23 protein-coding genes are annotated in these 22,034 nt (G+C 65.6%); 3 read left to right on the top strand and 20 right to left on the bottom strand.

All coding sequences use genetic code 11. The features are described from left to right. Positions 1–1,599, bottom strand: a complete 1,599-nt coding sequence (locus CSC94_RS01930) for a globin-coupled sensor protein (protein WP_099303184.1) — start codon at positions 1,597–1,599, stop codon at positions 1–3. A gap of 287 nt (positions 1,600–1,886) precedes the next feature. Between CSC94_RS01930 and CSC94_RS01925 the strand changes: the two genes are divergently transcribed. Continuing rightward, entirely contained in the window at positions 1,887–2,507 is a 621-nt protein-coding gene (locus CSC94_RS01925) for a class I SAM-dependent methyltransferase (RefSeq protein WP_099303182.1), read from the top strand. A 50-nt stretch (positions 2,508–2,557) separates the two neighbouring features. Here CSC94_RS01925 and CSC94_RS01920 read toward each other — a convergent pair whose 3' ends face one another. The 17 genes from CSC94_RS01920 to phnG all read right to left on the bottom strand — a co-directional run bounded on the left by CSC94_RS01920 (position 2,558) and on the right by phnG (position 17,662). Further along, the gene (locus tag CSC94_RS01920; RefSeq protein ID WP_099303180.1) at positions 2,558–3,217 is read right to left on the bottom strand and encodes a class I SAM-dependent methyltransferase; all 660 of its coding nucleotides are present in this window, start codon (positions 3,215–3,217) and stop codon (positions 2,558–2,560) included. A gap of 1 nt (position 3,218) precedes the next feature. Next, on the bottom strand, positions 3,219–4,451 hold the full coding sequence (locus tag CSC94_RS01915; protein WP_099303178.1) for a BtaA family protein: 1,233 nt from the start codon (positions 4,449–4,451) through the stop codon (positions 3,219–3,221). A gap of 25 nt (positions 4,452–4,476) precedes the next feature. Continuing rightward, entirely contained in the window at positions 4,477–5,304 is an 828-nt protein-coding gene (locus CSC94_RS01910; RefSeq protein ID WP_099303176.1) for a UDP-2,3-diacylglucosamine diphosphatase, read from the bottom strand. 97 nt (positions 5,305–5,401) lie between these two features. Then, a complete protein-coding gene (phnN, locus tag CSC94_RS01905) occupies positions 5,402–5,953 on the bottom strand; it encodes a phosphonate metabolism protein/1,5-bisphosphokinase (PRPP-forming) PhnN (RefSeq protein WP_099303174.1) in 552 nt (183 codons plus the stop codon). Between the two features lie 3 nt (positions 5,954–5,956). After that, a complete protein-coding gene (locus CSC94_RS01900; RefSeq protein WP_099303172.1) occupies positions 5,957–7,096 on the bottom strand; it encodes an alpha-D-ribose 1-methylphosphonate 5-triphosphate diphosphatase in 1,140 nt (379 codons plus the stop codon). 1 nt (position 7,097) lies between these two features. Then, complete coding sequence (locus CSC94_RS01895; protein ID WP_099303170.1) at positions 7,098–7,805, bottom strand: DUF1045 domain-containing protein; 708 nt, start codon at positions 7,803–7,805, stop codon at positions 7,098–7,100. 67 nt (positions 7,806–7,872) lie between these two features. Then, on the bottom strand, positions 7,873–9,435 hold the full coding sequence (phnE, locus tag CSC94_RS01890) for a phosphonate ABC transporter, permease protein PhnE (RefSeq protein WP_099303168.1): 1,563 nt from the start codon (positions 9,433–9,435) through the stop codon (positions 7,873–7,875). A gap of 4 nt (positions 9,436–9,439) precedes the next feature. Further along, the gene (gene phnE / locus CSC94_RS01885) at positions 9,440–10,402 is read right to left on the bottom strand and encodes a phosphonate ABC transporter, permease protein PhnE (protein ID WP_099303166.1); all 963 of its coding nucleotides are present in this window, start codon (positions 10,400–10,402) and stop codon (positions 9,440–9,442) included. 75 nt (positions 10,403–10,477) lie between these two features. Beyond that, complete coding sequence (gene phnD, locus CSC94_RS01880; protein ID WP_099303164.1) at positions 10,478–11,389, bottom strand: phosphonate ABC transporter substrate-binding protein; 912 nt, start codon at positions 11,387–11,389, stop codon at positions 10,478–10,480. Between the two features lie 59 nt (positions 11,390–11,448). Further along, on the bottom strand, positions 11,449–12,318 hold the full coding sequence (phnC, locus tag CSC94_RS01875; protein WP_099303162.1) for a phosphonate ABC transporter ATP-binding protein: 870 nt from the start codon (positions 12,316–12,318) through the stop codon (positions 11,449–11,451). Between the two features lie 104 nt (positions 12,319–12,422). Then, complete coding sequence (locus CSC94_RS01870) at positions 12,423–13,061, bottom strand: DapH/DapD/GlmU-related protein (RefSeq protein ID WP_099303160.1); 639 nt, start codon at positions 13,059–13,061, stop codon at positions 12,423–12,425. Beyond that, positions 13,058–13,765 (bottom strand): phosphonate C-P lyase system protein PhnL, encoded by a 708-nt coding sequence (gene phnL / locus CSC94_RS01865; RefSeq protein ID WP_099303158.1) that lies wholly within the window; start codon positions 13,763–13,765, stop codon positions 13,058–13,060. Before phnL ends, CSC94_RS01870 begins: the two co-directional genes overlap by 4 nt. Positions 13,766–13,767: 2 nt before the next feature. Beyond that, positions 13,768–14,586 carry a phosphonate C-P lyase system protein PhnK gene (phnK, locus tag CSC94_RS01860; RefSeq protein WP_099303156.1) on the bottom strand — a complete coding sequence of 273 codons (819 nt, stop codon included), beginning with the start codon at positions 14,584–14,586 and terminating at the stop codon, positions 13,768–13,770. After that, entirely contained in the window at positions 14,583–15,470 is an 888-nt protein-coding gene (locus CSC94_RS01855) for an alpha-D-ribose 1-methylphosphonate 5-phosphate C-P-lyase PhnJ (RefSeq protein WP_099303154.1), read from the bottom strand. The genes phnK and CSC94_RS01855 overlap by 4 nt, the downstream gene beginning before the upstream one ends. After that, positions 15,467–16,576, bottom strand: coding sequence for a carbon-phosphorus lyase complex subunit (locus CSC94_RS01850; protein WP_099303152.1), 1,110 nt, complete (start codon positions 16,574–16,576; stop codon positions 15,467–15,469). Before CSC94_RS01850 ends, CSC94_RS01855 begins: the two co-directional genes overlap by 4 nt. Positions 16,577–16,580: 4 nt before the next feature. Further along, a complete protein-coding gene (phnH, locus tag CSC94_RS01845; RefSeq protein ID WP_099303150.1) occupies positions 16,581–17,189 on the bottom strand; it encodes a phosphonate C-P lyase system protein PhnH in 609 nt (202 codons plus the stop codon). Next, complete coding sequence (gene phnG, locus CSC94_RS01840; RefSeq protein ID WP_099303148.1) at positions 17,189–17,662, bottom strand: phosphonate C-P lyase system protein PhnG; 474 nt, start codon at positions 17,660–17,662, stop codon at positions 17,189–17,191. The genes phnH and phnG overlap by 1 nt, the downstream gene beginning before the upstream one ends. A 91-nt stretch (positions 17,663–17,753) precedes the next feature. On the opposite strand from phnG, the gene phnF reads away from it, so the two are divergent. Further along, positions 17,754–18,509, top strand: a complete 756-nt coding sequence (phnF, locus tag CSC94_RS01835) for a phosphonate metabolism transcriptional regulator PhnF (RefSeq protein ID WP_099303146.1) — start codon at positions 17,754–17,756, stop codon at positions 18,507–18,509. A 12-nt stretch (positions 18,510–18,521) separates the two neighbouring features. Here the strand turns inward: phnF and CSC94_RS01830 are convergent, their stop codons facing one another. Further along, positions 18,522–19,679, bottom strand: a complete 1,158-nt coding sequence (locus tag CSC94_RS01830; RefSeq protein WP_099303945.1) for an NAD-dependent epimerase/dehydratase family protein — start codon at positions 19,677–19,679, stop codon at positions 18,522–18,524. A 105-nt stretch (positions 19,680–19,784) separates the two neighbouring features. On the opposite strand from CSC94_RS01830, the gene CSC94_RS01825 reads away from it, so the two are divergent. Beyond that, positions 19,785–20,807, top strand: coding sequence for a glycosyltransferase family 4 protein (locus CSC94_RS01825; protein WP_099303144.1), 1,023 nt, complete (start codon positions 19,785–19,787; stop codon positions 20,805–20,807). An 11-nt stretch (positions 20,808–20,818) separates the two neighbouring features. On the opposite strand, the gene CSC94_RS01820 is transcribed toward CSC94_RS01825, so the two are convergent. After that, positions 20,819–21,907, bottom strand: coding sequence for a GGDEF domain-containing protein (locus CSC94_RS01820; RefSeq protein ID WP_165784292.1), 1,089 nt, complete (start codon positions 21,905–21,907; stop codon positions 20,819–20,821). Positions 21,908–22,034: the final 127 nt, after the last annotated feature.

Here is a 22,034-nt window from a genome sequence, read left to right as displayed (position 1 = left end):
TCAGCGGCCGCCGCGTCCAGTCCCTACGGACACCACACGCCAGCTCTCCGATGGACCGCCCGTCGCGGCCGCGTATCCGGCCGCCTGATCTTTGGCACGCTTGCGGCTTGCGGCCTCGCCGCAGGCGCCGAGGTGGAACGAGCGGATCATGGCGCTGACCGTGCCGACCTCGTTCTTGAGCGAATGGCTGGCCGCGGTGAGTTCTTCCGCCATGGCGGCGTTCTGCTGGGTGCCCTGATCGATCGTCGAGATGACCTCGTTCATCTCCTCCATACGCATGGCCTGGTCCTGCGTTTCGGCGATGATGGCATTCATGTTCGCGGCGACCTGGCTGACCTCGGCGGCGATCTCGTTGAGCGTCGAACCGGTCCGGTTGACGAGGGTGACGCCGTTTTTCACTTCCTTTTCGGACGCGGTGATCAGGGTCTTGATCTCCTTGGCCGCCCGTGCCGAGCGCTGGGCCAGTTCGCGCACTTCCGCGGCCACCACCGCGAAGCCCTTGCCCGCCTCGCCGGCCCGCGCCGCCTCGACGCCAGCGTTGAGGGCCAGAAGGTTGGTCTGGAAGGCGATCTCGTCGATGACGCCGATGATCTTCGAGATCTCGGTCGAGGAACGGTCGATGCGCTCCATCGCCGTCACCGCCTCGCGCACGACCTCCTGCGAGAGTTCGCCGTGTGCCTGCGCCTGGCTTACGAGGCGGCCGGATTCGCCAGCGCGAGCGGCCATCGTGCGGACGGCTTCCGTGACCGCCGCGAGCGTCGCCGCGGCTTCCTCGACGGATGCGGCGTGGCGTTCGGCGCGGCGCGACAGGTCGTCGGCAGCGATGCTGATCTCGCCGGATCCCGATGCAATCAGGTCCGACGAGGTGCCGATCTCGCGGATAGCCCGGCCCATCTGGCGGATGGCATGGTTGAAGTTGTCGCGCAGTCCCCGGTAAGCGTCCGGGACGTCGCCATCGATGGTGCAATTGAGTTCGCGCTCGGCGAGCTGGCCGATCACCGTACCGAAGCGCTCGCTGACCATGTCGCGCTCCTGGGCAATCGCCTGGGTCTGCGCGGCTTCCTTGGCCTCCTCGGCCTTGTCGATGTAGACCGAAATCGACAGGTCCATGTCGAGAAAGATCGCCCGCATCAGGCTCGACAGCACGTCGGCAAGCTCGTCCGGGCTGCCACCCTTGCGCGCAAACATGCCCTGCTTCGGCCAGTACTCCCGAACCACGGCGTGGAGGAGATGGTCGGTCAGGCTCGCATAGCCGCCGATATACCAGCGCGGAAGCAGGCCGATCTCGGCATGAACCGTGCCGATGCGATTGACCTGCGCGGCATAGGCCGCGTCGAAGCGCGCCGCGGAGATCGCGTCCCAGTGGGACACCTGCGCCCGCTTTGCACGGTCCATCCGGCCGGTGCCGGAAAAGAAGGCAGCGGTTGCCGGCGTTTCCTTCACCTTGGCATAGAAGCGGTCGAGGGCGATCGGGATTTCCCGCTGCAGGACCGGACGGATCCGATCCAGGGCTTCGCGCGTCGCTTCATCGATCTCCAGGAATGCCAGACGGCCGTCCAGATCGCTGTTTTCCGTGGTCGTATCCGATGCAATGGTCATTTGTCACCTGCCGGAAGACCGCCTTTTCCAGGCAAGCCTCCCCCCCTTCCAAGACGACCTGCGGCCGCCGGACCATAGAGTTCAAATTTGTCGCAAGAAAACGCGGATATCATTTCCGCCCATGCGCATGCCGACCGAGCGGACCTTCATTGCGCAGTGCGAGATATCACCCAATTCATTTAAGCTATTGTTAAAACTTCCCGGTGAATTGCAAATTTTTGCCATTTGCTCAAAAATCGCGACCGCTCGGCGGATCTTACCGCCATGGATCGTTGGAGCACGCAGACATGAGGGTTGACCGGAAGACGCACTGGGACGGCGTCTATGGCGGGAAGTCCGAGGCCCAACTGAGTTGGCACCAGAACGATCCGGCGGTCTCACTCGAACTGATCGAACTGGCCAGCGTGACCGCGAGTTCATCGGTCATCGATATCGGCGGCGGGACTTCCCGCCTCGCGGGCACCCTGCTCGGAACGGGACTTCACGACGTAACCGTCCTCGATCTGTCACAGGTCGCGCTTGACGCTGCCCGGGACCGGCTCGGGAAGGGCGGTGAAACCGTGACATGGATTTGCGCGGACATCACGTGCTGGACGCCTGATCGCCAGTACGACCTGTGGCATGACCGGGCGGTATTCCACTTCCTCGTCGATCCGCCGGAACGCGCGGCCTATCTGCAGAGCCTCGACAGGGCGGTGCGGATCGGCGGACATGCGATCATCGCGACCTTCGCGCCCGATGGACCGGAGACGTGCAGCGGGCTGCCGGTAGCGCGGTACAGTCCGGTCGAACTCGCATCGCTCCTCGATGAAAGCTTCGCGCTCGAGGCGGATCGCCATCATCTGCATCAGACCCCCTGGGGCAAAAGCCAGTCCTTCCAGTACAGCCTATTCCGCCGGTTCCGCTGAGCCGGCGACCGGCGCCTTTCGATGACCGTCAAGCCTGGCGGATGCGGCGGTCAGGCCGGAAGCCGGACCACGCCGTAGCGGGCGTAGTCGCGGAAGAGCGACCGCCATTCGGCGGTCCCGCCCGCGGCGACGGCGGCCTTTTCCAGGGCTGCGCCGAGATCGGCACGCGGTGTCACGTGGAAGCGGGCAAGCCAGGCGTGCAGCGCGGATCTGAACCAGCCGGGCAAGCCGTCCTGCTGGCCGAAATCCACGATGTGCAGGCTGCCGCCGGGCCTGAGAACCGAAATCGCCTCGGCGATGGCCGCTTCCCAGTCCGGGATCATCGAGACAGCGTAGGAAATGAAGACCCGATCGAACCGGGCCACGGCGAACTGGCGGCCGGTATCCAGCGCGGTGGCATCGCCCACGGCCAGGCGCGTCCGATTTCCGGCGCCGGCCCGGTCGAGCGTGCGGCCTGCCGACTTCAGCATCTCGGCGGAAATGTCGATGCCGTAAAGTTGCGCCGAAGGATAGCGCGCGGCGACCGCCGCGAGATTGCGGCCGGTGCCGCAGCCAACCTCGAGCACGGTCCCGCCTGCAGGGGGCTGCAACTCGTCAATGAGGTGGTCGCGGCCGAGCAGATAGAACTTGCGCGTGGCGTCGTAGATGTGGCGCTGGTGGCGGTAGATCCCGTCCATGAGGGCGGCATGGCCCTGAACCGCCTTTTCCATGTCAGGCCGCCTTCTCGTAGAGATGGAAACCGCCGTAGATGGCAGAGCGATCGCGGGTATTGAGCGCCTTCGAGCGGTCCGCGTGATAGGTCCATTGCGACAGGATCGAACCGTCGACACGGCCCGGCAACAGCGTCGGTTCGGCCGCCGTGCGGAAGATGACGCGGGCGCCCGGAGCCGCCGTGCGGGTGATCTCGCTCCACAGGTCGTTGAGCTGACGATCCGTCATCCAGTCCTGGGCGTCGAGCAGGACATAGGCATGGCGGGAACCGGCGGGCAGCGTGCGCAGGTGGTCGGTCACGCTCTCGTTGAGCACGCGGACGCGTCTCGCATTGGCCCGCACCGTGCGGAAGTTCGCACTCTGGAGGTATGGCGGAAGCGAAGCCTCCGGCGTGCGCTCGTAGCCGCGACCGAAGGCCTGCCAGGCAAAATAGTTGTCCGACAGCGGGTGACCGCAGGCGAGCTTCCGGGTGCGCTCGCGGAGCACCTCGGCCATGTCGCCATCTGGACCTGCCAGCGCTTCGTACTGGGCCGGCGGAATCCCAAGACCGAACAGGGAGGCGCGGCGGGACGTCAGGAAGCGGACCAGCTTGCGATCGAAGAGCGGAGACAGCTTTTCGGCAAAGAAGCGCTCCTGCTCTTCCTGCGTGGCACAGTCGGTGAGCTCGCGGGGATCGACGCCATGCAGGCGGGCCATCATGTGCCCGGCGAAGATGAAGCGCCCGAGCAGGCCCTGGCGGTAAAAGCCGCGCGTGAACATGGAGATCCGGCGGCGGCCGTCAAGGCCGCGCTTCTCCCACCAGTCGCGGGTCTCCCGGTCGAGGTGATCGGCGACGAAACGCTCGTAGGCGATCACGTTCACCGGTTCGTCGCCGTGGCCGAAGAAGCGCATGAAATCGCCCGGGCCCGGCAGGTGGCGAGCGGCGGCGAGCTTCAGCCGGCCAAGCGCGACATGGGCCGGCGACAGGTCGACAGCCGTTATGGAGCGCGGGCTCGCGGTCAGGTAGGAAAGGACATTGCAGGAGCCGGACGCGATGCAGACCATTTCATGGTGGGGCTGGATCTCCAGCGCTTCCATGTCGATGACGGGGTCTTCCCAAATCTGCGGATAGACCAGGCCGCGAAAGGCGCGGGAAAAGATCCGCTCCAGGATTCCGTCGACGGAGAGCGCGGAATTCTGGTGAACGGCTTCGCCGAGACGTTCTCCGACGGTCAGCGTGGTGCCCTGTGTCATGGTCTGGTCCTCTCCGGATGCGTCTTCAGGCGGCCCGCTGCACGGCAGCCGTCGCGTCGGTGCCGTCCGCGGGAGCCACAGCTCCCGTGGTCCTGGCTCGGGCAGCAACGATGCGCGCCCAATCGATGATTTCCATGCGGCCGTCGTGGTGCTCCACGATCGCCGTGCAGCTTTCCACCCAGTCGCCTGTGTTCAGGTAGCGGACGTCGGCGATCATCTCGTCGGCGGCATGATGGATATGGCCGCAGACGATACCGTCCGCGCCTTCCTTGCGCGCTTCCTCGGCCAGGACGGTCTCGAAATCGCCGATGTAATTGACCGCGCGCTTGACCTTTAGCTTGGCCCATTTCGAGATCGACCAGTATTCCATCCCGAGCAGCCGGCGGCCGCGGTTGAGCCACTTGTTGGCCCACATGGCCATGGCATAGGCCCAGTCGCCGAGGTGGGCGAGCCACTTGTGGTTCATCACCACCATGTCGAACTGGTCGCCGTGGATGATCAGCAGGCGCTTGCCGTCGGCGGTTTCGTGGATATCGCGGTCGCGCACCTCGATGCCGCCGAAATGCAGGCCCTGGTATTCGCGAAGGACCTCGTCGTGATTGCCGGGAACATAGATGATGCGGGCACCGGCGCGTCCCTTGCGCAGGAGCTTCTGGACCACGTCATTGTGGGTCTGCGGCCAGTAGAAGCCCTTCCGCTTCATGCGCCAGCAATCGACGATGTCGCCGACGAGGTACACGGTCTCAGCATCATGCTCGCGCAGGAAATCGAGCAGCATCGGCGCCTGGCAATCCGGGGTTCCGAGATGTATGTCGGAGAGGAACAGCGTACGATACTTAGCCGGCTTTTTCATTGCATCGGGTCCGGTGCTTGGCGTCGTTTGCCGCCTTAGACCCGATTTGCGTTGCAGCAATATGACGGCCCTGTGCGCTGGCGCATACCGGCTGGCGTCAGGCGCGGCCGATCAGGTCGAGCACCTTGCGGCCGGCCCGTTCGACCGGGTCGCTGTTGTCGATCTCGACGAGATCGCCGTCGGCCGCGACCTCAAGGCGGGCCCGGTCGAGACGGTCGCGGATCTCCTGCGCGGTTTCCCGTCCCCGCGAGGAGAGACGGCGAGCGAGTTCCCCGGGTTCGACCGTAAGCAGAACGACAATCGTGTTGTCAAAAGTCTCGCGGATCTGCCGCAACGCCTTCCTGGACCCGTTGAGGATCGCCAATCCGCCGGCGCGAACATGATCGAGCGTGTCGGCCGGGATGCCATAGGACAGGCCATGCGCCTGCCAGGACACGCAGAAGGCGCCGCGGCGTTCCATCTGGCGGAATTCATCGGGAGTGACGGCGTGGTGCGGTTCTCCACCCGCTTCGGCTGGCCGGGTGATGACGCGGCGGACAAAGCGGACATCGGCCTGCGCCCCGATGGCGCCGCGCAGCCAGTCGATCAGCGTGTCCTTGCCGACGCCGCTTGGCCCGACGATGACGAGGAGCACGCCCTTCCCGCGCATGGGTCAGGCCACCCGGCGGCCTTCGCGCCAGACCGTGCGGACGACCGGCACGCCCGCGTCGCGATGCACCCGCACGAGATCGGCGCGCAGGCCCGGCGCGATGCGGCCGCGATCGGCAAGCCCGACCTGGCGGGCGGGGTTGGCTGTCACCATGGCGATTGCCCTCGGCAGCGTCATTCCCTCGATCTCATCGGCCAGGGTGAAAGGCGCGTGGATGAGGCTGAAGGGTACGTAGTCCGAGGACAGGATATCGAGAACGCCGTGCCTTGCCAGATCCCGGGCGGAAATATTTCCCGAATGCGACTTGCCGCGCACAACGTTGGGCGCACCCATCAGTACGCCCATATCAGCATCGTGGCTGGCGCGGGCCGCCTCCAGGCTGGTCGGGAATTCCGCCACCTTCACGCCGGCTTCCGCCGCCTCGGTGACATGCTCCAGAGTGGCATCATCATGGCTTGCCAGCGCGATGCCGCGCTCGCGGCAGGCCTGGGCAATCGCCAAGCGGTGCGGACCGGAATAGCGGGCCGACTGTTCCTGGCGGGTAGCAACGAAATGGGCGAAGGCCTCGTCGGACAGGCCGCGCTTGGTCTTGTAGTAAAGTTCGTACTGATCCATCGTCTGGAACTGGCGCTGCCCGGGCGCGTGGTCCATGAGCGAAGCGAGCGCGACATGGGGCACGTCATCGAACTGGACGAAGTGTTCCATGACATCGGGCGACGACACTTCGCAGCGCAGGTGAATGCGGTGCTCGGCCCGCAGGCGTCCTTCGGACTGGGCGGCGAGCAGCGCATCGGCGAGACCGCGCATCTCGTCGGTCTCGAAACGGTCGGTGGAATCCGAACCCATGCGCAGGCAATCGAACACGGTGGTAATGCCCGAGGCCGCCACCTGGGCGTCGTGGGCCTGGATGGCCGAGGTGACGTTCCAGCGCACGCCCGGGCGCGGCGAGTAATGCGCTTCGAGATGGTCGGTGTGGAGTTCGACGAGACCGGGGATCAGGTAATCGCCTTCCATGTCCTCGCCGGCCGCCCCACCCGTTCCGGACACATCGGCGATCATGCCGTCGCGGACCAGCACGGAACCGTGCAGGATCTCGTCTTCCATGACGATGCGCGCATTGGAAAGGATGGTCTCTCTTGCCATGTCAGGCTGTCTTTCTCGATTTGGTTGTCCCGAAGGATTGCAGTCTCAGAACCTCGAAGGGCGCCCCGGCCTCCGGTTCGATGAAGAGGGCGAGATTGGCCACGTCCACGGGTTCGTTGAGGACGGGACCGAAGAAATCGGCCAGCGTCCGGCGAACGCGATCGGCTTCTCCGGCGGGAACGCGCCCGGTCAGCGTCATGTGGAAACGGAAAGCCTCGAAAACATAGGGATAGCCCCACTGGTGCAGGTAGCGCAGTTCCCGGGGCTGCATTCTCGCCGTCTGGCGGCGAAGGATTTCCTCTTCGCTCAGCGGTGCGCGAAACCGGTCGAAGGCGCGGACGCAATCGGCGGCCAGCGTGTCGAGCCCGACACTAGGTTCGGTCGGCGTCAGAGCGAAGAAGCCGTCGATCTGGCTGACCTGGAACCGCGGCACGAGGAAGGGCTCGCGCGTTTCGCAGAACGCGTCGAAGGCGGCTACGAGGGCGGTTTCCGTCGTGTTCTCGGCCAGGCGGAAGGGCGGCTTCAGCGTGGCATGGAACCCGTAACGCCGCGGGGCGGCGGTATGGAAAGCCACCTCGGCGCGTTCCATGGCGCCGATGGCTGGCGCGGCAACGGTCTGTCCCGTGAAGGCATCCCGGCCAAGCCAGTTGACGGCGACGCGGGTCAGTCCATCCTCGGGCGGCGGCGTGAAATAGATTGCGTAGCGCATGGTCAGGCTTCCTCCGGTGTTGGCACCGGATAGGTGATTTGCATGACAGCTTGACGAAGCGTCAGCTTCATCGTGCGCTCTCCCCGATCAGCCGCGAGCGCAGGAAATTGGATATGCCGTCGAAGGCATAGACGACGCCGAGGATCAGGATGACCATGTAGGCGACGTTTTCCCAGTCCTGGTTGGTCCGCATGGCTTCCCAGAGTTTCAGGCCGATGCCGCCGGCGCCGACAGCACCGATGATCGTGGCCGAACGCGTATTGGACTCCCAGAAATAGAGCGACTGCGACAGGAAGACCGGCAGGACCTGCGGCATGACGCCGAAGCGCTGGACGAGCAGAGGCGCGGCGCCGACCGAGCGGACGCCCTCGCGCTGCTTGTCATCGATGTTTTCAAGCGCCTCGGAGTAGAGCTTGCCGAGCGTCCCGGTGTCGGTGAAGAAGATCGCCAAGATGCCGGCAAGCGGTCCGGGGCCGAAGGCGCGGGTGAAGAACAGCGCCCAGATCAGCATGTCGACCGAGCGCTGGAAATCGAAGAAGCGCTTGGCAAGCTGGTTGACGAGGCGGTTGGGCGTGATGTTGCGGGCGGCAATGAAAGCCAGCGGGAAAGCGACCACGGTGGCGAACAGCGTGCCGACGAAAGCCATGATGATGGTCTGGAGCAGCTTGGTCCAGACATCGAGGTGCTGCCATTCGGCATTGTAGAGGATGTCGTACCAGGCCTGGCCGAGGTTGGAGCGGGCCGGGTTGACGCGCTCGCCACTGACGATCATGGACATCACCTCGCCGAATGACTTGCCCCAGAAGGCGGAGTTGGTGTCGAAGACGAAGTTCTCCCAGCCGAGGAAGCGCTTGTAGACCTTGACGCCGTCGTGGTCGATCTCGGCGCGGCCGGCGAAACCGAAGCGCGCGATCACCTTGCGGCCCTCGTATTTCTGCTCGGCCCATTCCGGCAACGGGCCGTCGACCGACACGTTTTCGCCGGGTCCGAGCCGGATGACGAGGGTTTCGTCGCCCCGGGTCACGGTCGCCTGGTCGGGCAGGATTTCGACACGGTCGGCGGAATCGAAGGTAACGACAGCACGCGACACGACTTCCTCGCGGACCGTCTCGGTGACGGTCGCTGTCTCACCCGCGGCATTGCCGCCGGTCGGGGCGCCGGGCGCCATGAAGCTGGTCGCACCGCCGTTCTCCGGCTTGGTGCCCTTCGCATCCGGCACCATGAAACTGTTGGAAATCTTGTCATTCAGCGCCTTGGTCTCCACGGCCGGCGCGTCCCTGGTGATGGTGCGGGTGCGCATTTCGCGATCCGCCTCCAGCCAGTCGGGACGGGGATCGGAACCGAGCGGCGAGAAACGCGGGAAGGTGATCGTCATGGCGCCATCGCTCTCGATGTCGATGACCGGGCGGGCTTCCCAGGAAATCCAGTCGGCGAGATAGGCGCCGGCGATATCGGTGTTGGCCTTGCGCAGTGCGTCGCCGATGGAGAAGAACCACCAGCAATAAAAGCTGTAGCCGATGACGGCCAGGATCAGCATGAGCGGTCCGTAGCGTTTCCACGGCCGGGACCGGAAAACGTCCGGATGGCGCTTGGACACGGCGGAAAGATCGGTGGCTTCGAGCGAGGTCATGGCATCAGCGTCCAAAATCGAAGGCCTGGTCGCCGACCAGGCGACGGCGCAGCCAGGCGGAGAACTGGTCGACGGCAACGATCGTGGTGAAGAGCAGGAAGATGATGGCGATGGTCTTGGCTTCATGGCCGCGGCTGATCGACAGGCGCAGGGCCTCGCCGATGCCGCCGCCACCGACGGCGCCGATGATGGTGGAGGCGCGCACGTTGATTTCAAGGCGCAGCAGGAAATAGCTCATGAAGTTCGGCATGACCTGCGGGACGATCGCGTAGCCGACGCGTTCGACCCATGAGGCGCCGACGGCCCGCAGGCCCTCCTCGGCCTTCATGTCGGCGTTCTCGACCACCTCGAAGAACATCTTGCCGAGCGCGCCGACGGTATGGATCGACACGGCGATGATGGCCGGGATCGGCCCGATGGACAGGATGGCGACGAAGAAGCCGGCGATGACGATTTCCGGAAAGGCGCGCAGGAACTCCATGATCCGGCGCACGGTGCCGCGCAGCCAGCGATTGGAGTTGAGGTTTTTCGCGGCCAGGAAGCAGAGCAGGAAACCGAAGGTGAAGCCGATGAGCGTGGAGAGCAGCGCTATGTTCAGCGTCTCCAGCATCTTGTAGAAATATTCCGGCACGTAGAGCCAGCTGGTCAGCACGACCCGGCCTTCCGGGTAATTGTACTTGAAGCTGCCATCGTCATAGGGCGAGGGAAGATCGAACAGAGCGCGGAACGGCTCAAGGGCGTCGCGTGGCGCGAGGTCGATGAAGAAATCGAAGAAATAGGGCAGCCGGTCGAAGAACTTGCCGGCATTGGTCTCGTTGGCGAACCACAGCGAACCCGAGAGCGCCAGCAACACGACGGCAAGCCCGCCCCAGGTGTAGAGGCGGCGTCGGGACGTCATCTCGCGCCAGTGGGTCTCGATGACCCGTCCGGCCTCGGACAGGGGTGTCGTGTTGTCAACGGTTGCCATGGGAGATCCGGCTTTCTGGCGGCAATGCGCCGCGGGCCTTGAAGCCCGCGGCGCGACAGCGCGATGCAGAGGTGATTACGAGCCGATCTTGGCCTTGCGGGCCGCGATGATGGCCTTGTAGAAGTCGGCGTTGACTTCCGTGAAGCCCTTGTAATCGCCGCCCTGGATGGCGGAGAAGCAGGCCGGGTCACTTTCCGGCAGCTTCATCATGAAGTCCTTGAACCTGGTCTTCATGTCGTCGGCCATGGAGGCGCGGACCACGATCGGACCGTTCGGGATCAGCGGCGACTGCCAGAGCTGGACGAGGTCGTCCATGTTCAGGATGCCCTTCTCGACCATCTTGCGCAGGTTGCCGGAGGTGTAGCCGTCCTTGAATTCGCCAACGCCCGACGCCCAGGTGGTGCCGGCATCGAAGGTGCCCTTGACGACTTCGAGGACCAGGTTCTCATGGCCGCCGCCGAAGCCGGTCTCGGAGAAATACTCCTTGATGGACGAGCCGATGGCTTCCGGGAGGGTCACGGAGGGGACGAGGAAGCCGGAGGTGGAGTCCGGATCGGCGAAGCCGAGCTTCTTGCCCTTCATGTCTTCCAGCTTGGTCATGCCGGAGTCCTTGCGGGCGACCATGACGGAGTAGTAGCCGGTGGATCCGTCGGTCTGCACCGTGGTCAGGATCGGCTCGACGGCCTTCGGATCGGACAGGTAGACCTTGGCATAGCCGGACGCGCCGAGCTCGGCGTAGTCGAGCGTGCCGCCCAGCAGGCCCTGGATCACGCCGTCATAGTCGGCGGCCGGGAAGAGCGAGACCTTTTCGACGCCGAGGACTTCCGGCAGCTTGTCGACCATGCACTGGAAATTGCGCAGGCGGTCGGCCTCGTTTTCACCGCCGAGAATGCCGATGCGGAATTCCTTAAGGTCTTCGGCGCCGGCCGGAGCGGCGGACAGGAGAGCGGCAACGGAGGCCGCGGCGAGAAGGACTTTCTTGAACATGATCGTTCTCCAGGTTTCGACCGGGCCACCCGGTCTGCTTGACTGCCAGAAAGGGCCCGTTACGCGGGCGAGGCGACCCCGGACGTCTCGAGCTGCCGGGCTTCGGCAGCCGGGACACCGGCGGATGGGTTGGCCGTCTTGGCGGCCTTCTTGGTGCCGAGCGATGTGGAGGTGACTTCCTCCGACAGCTCGCCTTCCGACACGCCGTAAATCATCTTGACGGCGTCCGGCGTCAGTTCGCCGGCCGGGCCGTCGAACACCACCTTGCCCGCGGCCATGCCGATGACGCGCTCGCAATAGCTGCGCGCGGTATCGAGCGTGTGCAGGTTGGTGATGACGGTGATGCCCTCGCGACGATTGATGTCGGCCAGCGAGTCCATCACGATCTGGGCGTTGAGGGGGTCGAGCGAGGCGATCGGCTCGTCGGCCAGGATCATCTTCGGCGACTGCATCAGGGCGCGGGCGATGGCGACGCGCTGCTGCTGGCCGCCGGAGAGCGTGCCGGCGCGCTGCAGCGCCGTCTGCGCGATGCCGAGGCGTTCCAGCGCCACCAGTGCCTGGGCGCGTTCCTCGTCGGTGAAGATGTTGAGCAGGTTCAGCACGGTCGAGCGGTGGTTGAGCCGGCCGAGCAGGACATTGGTCAGCACGTCCAGGCGCGGCACCAGGTTGAACTGCTGGAAGATCATGGCGCAGTCGCGCTGCCAGTTGCGCAGCGCGCGGCCCTGCAGCGCCGACACTTCGGCGCCCTCGAATCGAATGGCACCATCCGACACGCCGATCAGGCGGTTGATCATGCGCAGCAGCGTCGACTTGCCGGCTCCGGAGCGGCCGATGACGCCGACCATCTGACCCTGCGGGATGGAAAGGGTCACGGTATCGACTGCCGTATTGGCTCCGAAACGGCGTGTCACGTTGGTCAGTTCCAGCATCGCTCTTTCCTGTCTGTCAACGACCTCGCCCCCGATGGTCCGCGTACCCGCTACCCGGCTCATGTGAAGGGTGCATGTCGCGGAGGTGACAGTTCCGTGACAGTTCACAGCGCCGCTCCGGCCATGGCTGGCGTTTCGTGTTTTGCCAGGAACGCGGCGGCATCAAGCGCGCGGAAATCGTCCAGCGCGGCGCGCAGGCGGGCATGGTCCCAGTCCCACCAGGCGAGGCGGTCCATGCGTTCGCCGATGTCGCCGTCGAAACGCTTGCGGATGGTCCGGGCCGGCACGCCGCCGACGATCGTGTAGGGCGCCACATCCTTCGAGACGACGGCGCCGGCGCCGATCACCGCGCCATTGCCGATGCTGACGCCGGGGAGAATGGTGGCGCCGTGGCCGATCCAGACGTCGTGCCCGACGGTCACCGTGTTGGACCGGCGCCAGTCGAAGAATTCGCTCTCGTGGGCGGCATCGGCGAAATAGTCGCCGGCGCGATAGGTGAAATGGTGCAGGGTCGCCCGCCAGACCGGGTGATTGGTGGCGTTGATGCGCACATGGCTGGCGATGTTGACGAACTTACCGATCCGCGCCGACCAGACTTCGCACTCGCGCATCATGTAGGAATAGTCGCCCAGGGAGCTTTCGGAGACGTGGCAGCGTTCGGCCACCTCGGTGTAGCGGCCGAGGGTGGTGTCGGTGACCAGCGCCGTCCCGTGGACGAGCGGGGTTTCGGACAGGCGCGTCATGCCGTCGCGCTCCGCGGCGTGAAGGCGGTGACGTCGATCACCGTGTCGGCCACGGCCTCGCGCACGTCGGCATCGTGAAAGATGCCGAGCAGGGCGACGCCCTGTTCCTTCTTCTCCGCGATCATGGCGATGACGACGTCGCGGTTGGCCGCGTCGAGCGAGGCGGTCGGCTCGTCGAGGAGAAGGACCGGGTGATCGGTAATGAAGCCGCGGGCAATGTTCACGCGCTGCTGTTCGCCGCCCGAAAACGTTGCCGGCGGCAGGTGCCACAAGCGTTCCGGCAGGTTGAGCCGGTCGAGCAGTCCGGCGGCGCGCTGGCGGGCCCGCTCGACATCGAGCCCGCGGGCGACGAGCGGTTCGGCAGCGACATCGATGGCCGGCACGCGCGGCACGGCGCGCAGGAACTGGCTGACATAGCCGATGGTCTCGCGGCGGATGGCCAGCATGCCGCGCGGGGTGGCCCTGGTGATGTCGATCAGCCGGCCCCGGTGATTGACGATGATCTGGCCGGTATCGGCGCCATAGTTGCCGTAGAGCATCTTCAGGATCGAGCTCTTGCCCGAGCCCGACGGGCCGCCGAGCACGGCACAGGAACCGGCTTTCAGCGAGAAGGATACATGCTCGACGACGTTCAGGCGGATGCCGTCGCGCAGGTGCATGGTGAAGGTCTTGGCGACATCGGAGACTACGAGCGGCGTCGGCATGGTCACACCTGCAGGATCGAGGAAACGAGAAGCTGGGTGTAGGGTGCCTGCGGATCGTCCAGCACCCGGTCGGTCAGGCCGGTCTCCACCACCCTGCCCTCCTTCATCACCATCATGCGATGGGACAGCAGGCGGGCGACGGCGAGGTCGTGGGTGACGACGATGGCGGCCAGTCCAAGGTCGGCGACGAGGCCACGCAGCAGATCGAGCAGGCGGGCCTGCACCGAGACGTCCAGCCCCCCGGTCGGCTCGTCCATGAAGACAAGGCGCGGACCGGTGACCAGGTTGCGGGCAATCTGCAGGCGCTGGCGCATGCCGCCGGAGAAGGCACGCGGCTGGTCGTCGACGCGGTCCTCACCGATCTCGACCCGCCCGAGCCAGTCGATGGCGGTGTCGCGGATGTGGCCGTAGTGACGGTCCCCGACCGCCATCAGGCGTTCGCCGACATTGGCCCCGGCCGACACCGTCATGCGCAGGCCGTCAGCCGGATTCTGGTGGACGAAGCCCCAGTCGGTGCGCATCAGCAGGCGGCGCTCTGCCTCGCTCATGCGGTAGAGTTCGCGCATCTCGCCGGTGCGGACGCGATAGTTCACGGTTCCGGCGGAGGGTGGCAGTCGGGTGGAAATGCAGTTGAGCAACGTGGTCTTGCCGGAGCCGGATTCACCGACAATGGCCAGCACCTCGCCCGGCCAGAGGTCGAAGGTGACCTCCTGGCAGCCGATGCGCGTTCCGTAGAATTTCGAAACGGAGCGGACAGACAGCAGCGGCGCTTCCCCAGTTCCGTCCTGTCCGTGCCCGGCGGGCTTGTCGATCGCGTTCATTGAGCGGCCTCCCCGGCCAGCATTTCGCCGGCGTGGCCGGCTTCCCGGCGTTCCTCGCAGTGGTCGGTATCGGAGCAGATGAACATCCTGCCGCCGGCATCATCGAGGATGACCTCATCGAGATAGACGTGCTCTGCGCCGCACAGCGCGCAGGGCCGGCCGAAATCCTGCACCGTGAACGGGTGGTCCTCGAAGTCGAGACTCACGACCCGGGTGAAGGGCGGAATGGCGTAGATGCGCTTCTCGCGACCGGCGCCGAAAAGCTGCAGCGCCGGGCTCATGTGCATCTTCGGATTGTCGAACTTCGGCGTCGGCGAAGGATCCATGACATAGCGGCCCTCGACCTTCACCGGATAGGCATAGGTGGTGGCGATATGGCCGTTGCGCGCGATGTCCTCGTAGAGCTTGACGTGCATGAGGCCGTATTCCTCCAGAGCGTGCATCTTGCGCGTCTCGGTCTCGCGCGGTTCGAGGAAACGCAGCGGCTCGGGGATCGGCACCTGGTAGACCAGCACCTGGCCGGATTTCAGCGGCGTCTCGGGAATGCGGTGGCGGGTCTGGATGACCGTCGCGTCACCGGTGCGGGTGGTCGTCGCGACACCGGCAGTCTTCTGGAAGAACTTGCGGATGGAAATGGCGTTGGTGGTGTCGTCGGCGCCCTGGTCGATCACCTTGAGCGTATCGTCGGGGCCGAGGATGGACGCCGTGACCTGCACGCCGCCGGTGCCCCAGCCGTAGGGCATGGGCATTTCGCGCGAGGCAAAGGGCACCTGGTAGCCGGGGATGGCGATCCCCTTGAGGATGGCGCGGCGGATCATCCGCTTTGTCTGCTCGTCCAGGTAGGCAAAGTTGTAGGTGGCGATGGCGCCGGCGGTCGCGTTCATTCCGCTGCCTCCAGTTCGTCCCCGGCGCCGGTTACGCGGGCGGCATCATGCTCGGCGCGCATGCGGCGCACGAGATCGAGCTCGGCCTGGAAGTCGACGTAGTGGGGCAGTTTCAGGTGTTCCACGAAGCCGGTGGCCTGGACGTTGTCGGAATGCGAAATGACGAATTCCTCGTCCTGGGCGGGCGCGGTCATGTCTTCGCCAAGCTCGGAAGCGCGCAGCGCACGGTCGACCAGCGCCATGGCCATGGCCTTGCGCTCCGACTGGCCGAACACGAGGCCGTAGCCGCGGGTGAACTGCGGCGGCGCCTTGGCCGAGCCCTTGAACTGGTTGACCATCTGGCACTCGGTGACCTGCACCCGGCCGAGCGACACGGCGAAACCGAGTTCGGGAATGTCAACGGAGACTTCCACTTCGCCGATCCTTATTTCGCCGGCAAAGGGATGGGACCGGGCATAGCCGCGCTGGGTGGAATAGCCGAGCGCCAGCAGGAAACCCTCGTCGCCGCGCGAGAGCGCCTGGAGGCGGGTATCGCGATCCATGGGAAACTCCATCGGGGTGCGGGTAATATCGCCGACCCCTTTTTCCTGGGCGACCGCACCGTCGCCCTCGATAAGGCCTTCGCCAGCGAGGATCTCGGAGACGCGCATGACCGGTTCGGTCTCGCCCTCGCGGCGCACCGGCTGATCGGTCCCGGCATCCTCGGCCAGTGCCGGGTCGAGCAGGCGGTGGGTGTAGTCGAAAGTGGGGCCGAGCACCTGGCCGCCGGGCAGATCCTTGTAGCAGGCGGAAATGCGCCGTTCGACCAGCATGGCGGCGGTATCGACCGGGCGCGAATAGCCGAAGCGCGGCAGCGTGGTGCGATAGGCACGCAGCAGGAAGATGGCCTCGATCAGGTCTCCGCGGGCCTGCTTGACGGCCAGCGCGCCGAGTTCCCGGTCGTAGAGGGACCCCTCCGCCATGACCCGGTCCACCGCCAGCGCGAGCTGGCCGGCGATCTGGTCGAGCGTGAGGGCGGGCACGGACCGATCACCGCGGCGGCGGTCATCCAGCAGGCGATGCGCGTTCTCGATGGCGGCCTCGCCACCCTTGACGGCGACATACATGGGCTCAATCCTCCGTTGGCACGAGGCGCGTGTACCGCGGCAGGCAGGCAACCGCGTCCGGGCCGGCGAGCACCAGGTCGACGCCACGCGGGAACCGGGCCTGGTTGGCGGCCCATTGCGTGGTGAAGTTGCGCGGCATGGGCGATGGCGCGAACGTACGGGTCGTCTCGATGCCGGGACCGGCAAGCGTCAGCGGTTCACCGCCATCGAAGCCCGCAACCTGGAGGACGATCGTCGTTGACCGGTCGGGGTATTCGTGGCTTCCCAGGCCGAAGCCGTCGAAGGCCGGCATGGCTGCAGGATCGGTGACGAAGGCGAAATGGGCCTCGACCGGGTTGGCGGTGACCGGTGACCCGGCATGGAACGCGATCCAGGCGGTCACGGCCTCGCTGGCAGCCAGGGCCGGATCCAGCCAGACCGGCGTGTCCGCATCGCAGAGCGTGGTCAGGATCGTGGCCGCGACGGCCGACAAGGGAGCCGGCGGGCCGGCGAGCCGGCCGGGGGCATGCACCGTGCCCGGCTCGGCCATGGCCGCCATGACGGCGCGGAAGGCCGACTGGGCGTCGAAAACGGGATCGGCGAGACCGCCGGCGAGGTGTTCGGCTTCGCTCATCAATCCTCTCCCCACACCATGGTGAAGAAATCGACCCGCGTGGCAGCGGTTTCAGCGCGCTTCGCATCGTCGGCGTCCGCGGCGCTGCGGGCCAGGGGCGCGATGAGCGATGCCTCGATGCTGCGTTCCATGGCGGGATCGGCGGCCAGCGCATCGATGACCGCGGCGAGCTTCGCCTTGGCGTGGTCTCGGCCGAGCATCCAGGCGTGGCCGACGGCGCCGTTGCCGAGCCGGACCGTCGCGCGGGTGACGGTCGCCTCGCCGAAATTGAACGGCGACCCGCCGCCGCCGATCCGGCCCCGGAGAGTCACGAGTCCGGTTTCGGGACCACGGACGAGCGAAAACGCCGGGTCGATGCCGAGATCGCGCCAAAGGCACGCGAGCTGGCGGGGATCGGCCTGCGCGAGAACCGCCATGCGGCGCGCGCGGCCTTGCTGCCCGGTGTCCGGCGCATTTTTGCTGTCATTCACCATTCGATCCTCGATTTGTCTATTGTTTTAGACAACCATACAAGTTATCTTGTTTTAGCTTCCTCCGATGACAGACCTGTGACAGGCGAGGCGAATGAACGGATCCCCTGAAGCAAACGTGGAACGACGCAGCGGGGTCACGCTCTGGCGCCAGATCGCCGACCGTATCCGCACCTCGATCGTGGCCACGGGCGAACCCGGCGACCGGCTTCCGCCCGAAAAGGAACTGGCCGCCCATTTCGGGGTGAACCGCCACACGGTCCGCGCCGCGATCGGGGCCCTGGTCCAGGAAGGCGTGCTGCAGAGCGAGCAGGGGCGCGGCACCTTCATCCGGCAGCGCCAGCGGGTCGCCTATCCGATCGGGCGGCGCACCCGGTTCTCCGAAGGCCTGGCCGGTCAGGCAGGGAACCGCCGCAGCATCGTCGTGAAAGACGGGCTGGAACCGGCCAGCGAGGACATCGCCCGCAAGATCGGGGTGACACAGGACAGCGCGGTGATCCGGCTCGACACGCTGTCGCTTGCCGACAACCTGCCGGTCTCGGTGGCGACGCACTGGTTTCCCGCCGACCGGTTCGCGGACCTGCCGGCGGCAGCCCGGCATTCAGGCTCGATCACGGCCGCGCTTGCGGCCTGCGGGGTTACGGACTACCTGCGCGCCGAAACCGTTATCGAAGCCGGGCACGGATCCGCCGCCGACCTGGACGCGCTCAACCTGGCGCCGGGCGCCGTCGTCCTGACGACCCGCGCGGTCAACGTCGACGTCCGGGGCCGGGCCATCCAGTTCTCGATCACGCGGTTCGCCGCCGACCGGGTGACGCTGACAGTCGATCACGCCCGCCAGGAAGGCTGAGCGTCTCGCGGCCTACCAGCGGGCGGTGGCCATGATCCGGGACCGGTCGCAGCGGTTGGCGTGGCGCATGGCCACGTCGAACACTTCCTGCATCAGGCCATCGGACAGGCGTGTCGGCTTCAGGCCGAGGTTGACGAGGGAATCGTCGGCGACCCGGAGATCGTTCTCAGGCGCTTCCTTGCGCGGATTTTCCATGCAGTGCACGGGAATGCCGGTCATGCCCGAGATCATCTGCGCCAGGTCGCGCACCCGGTGGGTCTCCGTCATCTGGTTCATGATCCGCACCCGTTCGCCACGCGCCGGCGGATTGAGCGCCGCCAGTTCGACACAGCGGACCGTGTCGCGGATGTGGATGAAGGCGCGGGTCTGGCCGCCCGTGCCGTGGACGGTGAGCGGGTGGCCGATGGCCGCCTGCATGAGGAAGCGGTTCAGCACCGTGCCGTAGTCGCCGTCGTAGTCAAACCGGTTGACCAGTTCGTCCACCCTGTCGGTTTCCGGCGTGTTCGTGCCCCAGACGATGCCCTGGTGCAGGTCGGTGATCGCCAGCCGGTCGTTCTTCGCGTAGAACTGAAACAGGATCTGATCCAGCGACTTGGTCATGTGATAGATGCTGCCGGGGTCGGTCGGATAGAGGATATCGACATCGGCCCGCTGGCCGCCCGAGCGCAGCGTCGCGTCGATATAGCCCTCCGGAATCTCCAGGCCCTTCGTCTTGCCGTAGCCATAGACGCCCATGGTTCCCAGGTGAACCAGGTGGGCATCGGGGGCCGCCTCGACCATGGCGCAGAGCACGCCGTGGGTGGCGGAGACATTGCTGTCGACCGTGTAGCGCTTGTGGCGCGGCGACTTCATGGAATAGGGCGCGGCGCGCTGTTCTGCGAAATGAACGATGACATCCGGGCGCATGCGCCGCAGCAGCGTAACAAGGCCGTCATAGTCGCGTGCCACATCGAGCCGGACATCGTTGATCGGGCGATTCCCCATCGCCTTCCAGGCAGAAAGACGTTCCTCGATGGCCGAAATCGGCGTCAGGCTTCCACACCCCAGTTCGCGGTCCGTTTCCCGGCGCACCAGGTTGTCGGCGATGGTCACCTCGTGGTCGCGGGCCGCGAAATGCAAGGCCGTTGGCCAGCCGCAAAACCCGTCACCGCCAAGTATGAGGATCTTCATGGTCGCGCTCTCCGTCATGCCCGTGCCGAATCGGCCAAGCGGCCGATCCCTCACGCGCAACAAACCGCAGACACATGTAATTCATGCGACAGCCGGAGCAGCCCGATGCGCATCCTGATTGCCAGCGACGCCTGGCAACCCCAGATCAACGGGGTCGTTCGCGTTTTCGAAACAACCAAGCGGCTGCTCGAAGCCGACGGTCACACGGTGGAGGTGGTGGGGCCGGACCGGTTCGCCGGCATCGGCGCACCGGGATATCCGGAAGTGAAACTGGCCCTGTTTCCCGGCCGCAAGCTGCGCAGGATCGTGGAGGAGTTCCGGCCGGACGCGATCCACATCCCGGTCGAAGGACCGATCGGCCTTTCCATGCGCCGCATCTGCCTGAAGGAAGGCTGGCCTTTCACAACGTCCTTCCATACCCGCTACGGCGACTATCTCCATCACCGGATCGGCATGAACCCCGAGCACGCCCACCTTTTCCAGCGCTGGTTCCACAACGCGGGCGAACGGATCATGGTACAGACGAAGAGCCTGGCCGACGAACTGGCAGCACGCGGCTACCGCAACATCGTGCAATGGGGCCGCGGCGTGGACACAGACCTGTTCCGGCCGTGGCGCGGCACGCCCGGCTTCGATCCGGATTTCCTCGGCCTGCCGCGGCCGATCTTCATGTATCTCGGGCGGGTGGCCAAGGAGAAAAGCCTGGAGGATTTCTTCCGGCTCGACCTTCCCGGCTCCAAGGTCGTCGTCGGCGACGGACCGAGCCTGAAGGCCTACAAGGCAGCCTGGCCGGACGTGCACTTCCTCGGCTACCGGACCGGCGAGGCCATCGCGCAGCACCTGTCGGCGGCCGACGTCTTCGTCATGCCGTCACGATTCGAAACCTTCGGCATGGTGGTGCTGGAAGCCCTTGCCTGCGGAACGCCCGTGGCCGCCTACCCGGTGCACGGGCCGGCGGACATCCTGGAAGGGGCCGACTGCGGCATCCTTTCGGACAACCTGGGCCAGGCCGCACTCGACGCGGCGGCCATCGACCGGCAGGCGTGCCGGGACTACGCGATGCAGTTCTCGTGGAAGGCCTGCACGGACCAGTTTTTCCGCAACCTGGCGCCGCTCCGGGGCCAATAGCCCCGGCGGGATCAAGCCTCGACGCGATTCCGCCCGTTGCTCTTGGCAAGGTAGAGCTGGCGGTCGGCACGCTCGATGAAGGAGATGTAGTCCTCGCCCGGAATCATTTCGGCAATGCCGAAGGATGATGTCACGGAACCGATCGGCACGTTGGTCTTGGTGACGACGAGTTTCGTCTTGGCGAGAAGTTCCCGGATCTGGTTGGCCTTCTGCCAGGCGACACCGGATTTCGCCCCGGGCAGCAGGATGGCGAATTCCTCGCCACCGTATCGGGACGCCACGTCGCAGTCATCGGTCTGCGTCTTCAGCAGGCGGCCGAAATAGCGCAGCACCTCGTCGCCGATCACGTGGCCGAAGGTATCGTTGATCTGCTTGAAGTGATCGATGTCGGCAAAGACCAGGCACAACGGCCGGCCGCTTTCAGCCGCATCCTCCATTTCGCGGGCAAGGCTGATCTGGAAGGCGCGCCGGTTGGCCAGGCCCGTCAGCGAGTCGGTCATCTCGTTACGCTGCGATTCCTGCAATGCGTCGTGAAGCTTCTCGATCTGCGCCCGCGACTGTTCCAGGCCGCGCGAGAGCGCCATGGTGTCGTCGCGCATCTTCTCATTCTCGTTGATCAGTCCCGCGATCACTTCGCGGATGACATCGAGACTGCTGTTTTCCTTGATGTGCGAGGATTTCTCCGACAGGTCGTCGCAATACCGGTCGCTGGTCAGCACATGCAGCCGGATCATGTTGAGGATGTCGTAGATCTCGGTGTCGAGCTGTTCCTTGGCCTTGTCGAGCTCTTCCTTCTTGCCGAGATCGGTAGCCAGGAGCTCGTTGTGGATCTGGAGCAGGTCGTAGGTGCTGACGGTCGTCCGCCCCTCGAGCAATTCGTCGACGCGCTTGCACACGTCCTCGTTGCTGCCCTCGACATAGGTGTACCAGACATCGTAGACGGGCGGGAACGGTGCCGTGAGATGGCTGGTGGCCAGGGCCAGCGCCCGGCCGCCGAGCATCTGAACCCGTTCGTATTCATTCATTGCCGAAGCCGGCCTGGCCGTCGCAGCAGGGGGCACGGCCGTGTCATTCTCGAGCTTGTTCGCGTTCGCCATCATCTCAGCAGTGTCCAGTCTCGCAAAAACTGTCTTCGGTGCGCCGCCACAGCACATTCTTCGGTCCGGCTGCCATGCCTGTCCTCGCGTACCGGCCGAACCGGTACCCAGTCACTGGCTGCCTCAATCA

Source organism: Zhengella mangrovi (assembly GCF_002727065.1).
Classification (GTDB): Bacteria; Pseudomonadota; Alphaproteobacteria; order Rhizobiales; family Rhizobiaceae; genus Zhengella; species Zhengella mangrovi.
Note: the sequence above shows the minus strand (reverse complement) of the source record. Positions and strands in the feature narration are given on the sequence as shown.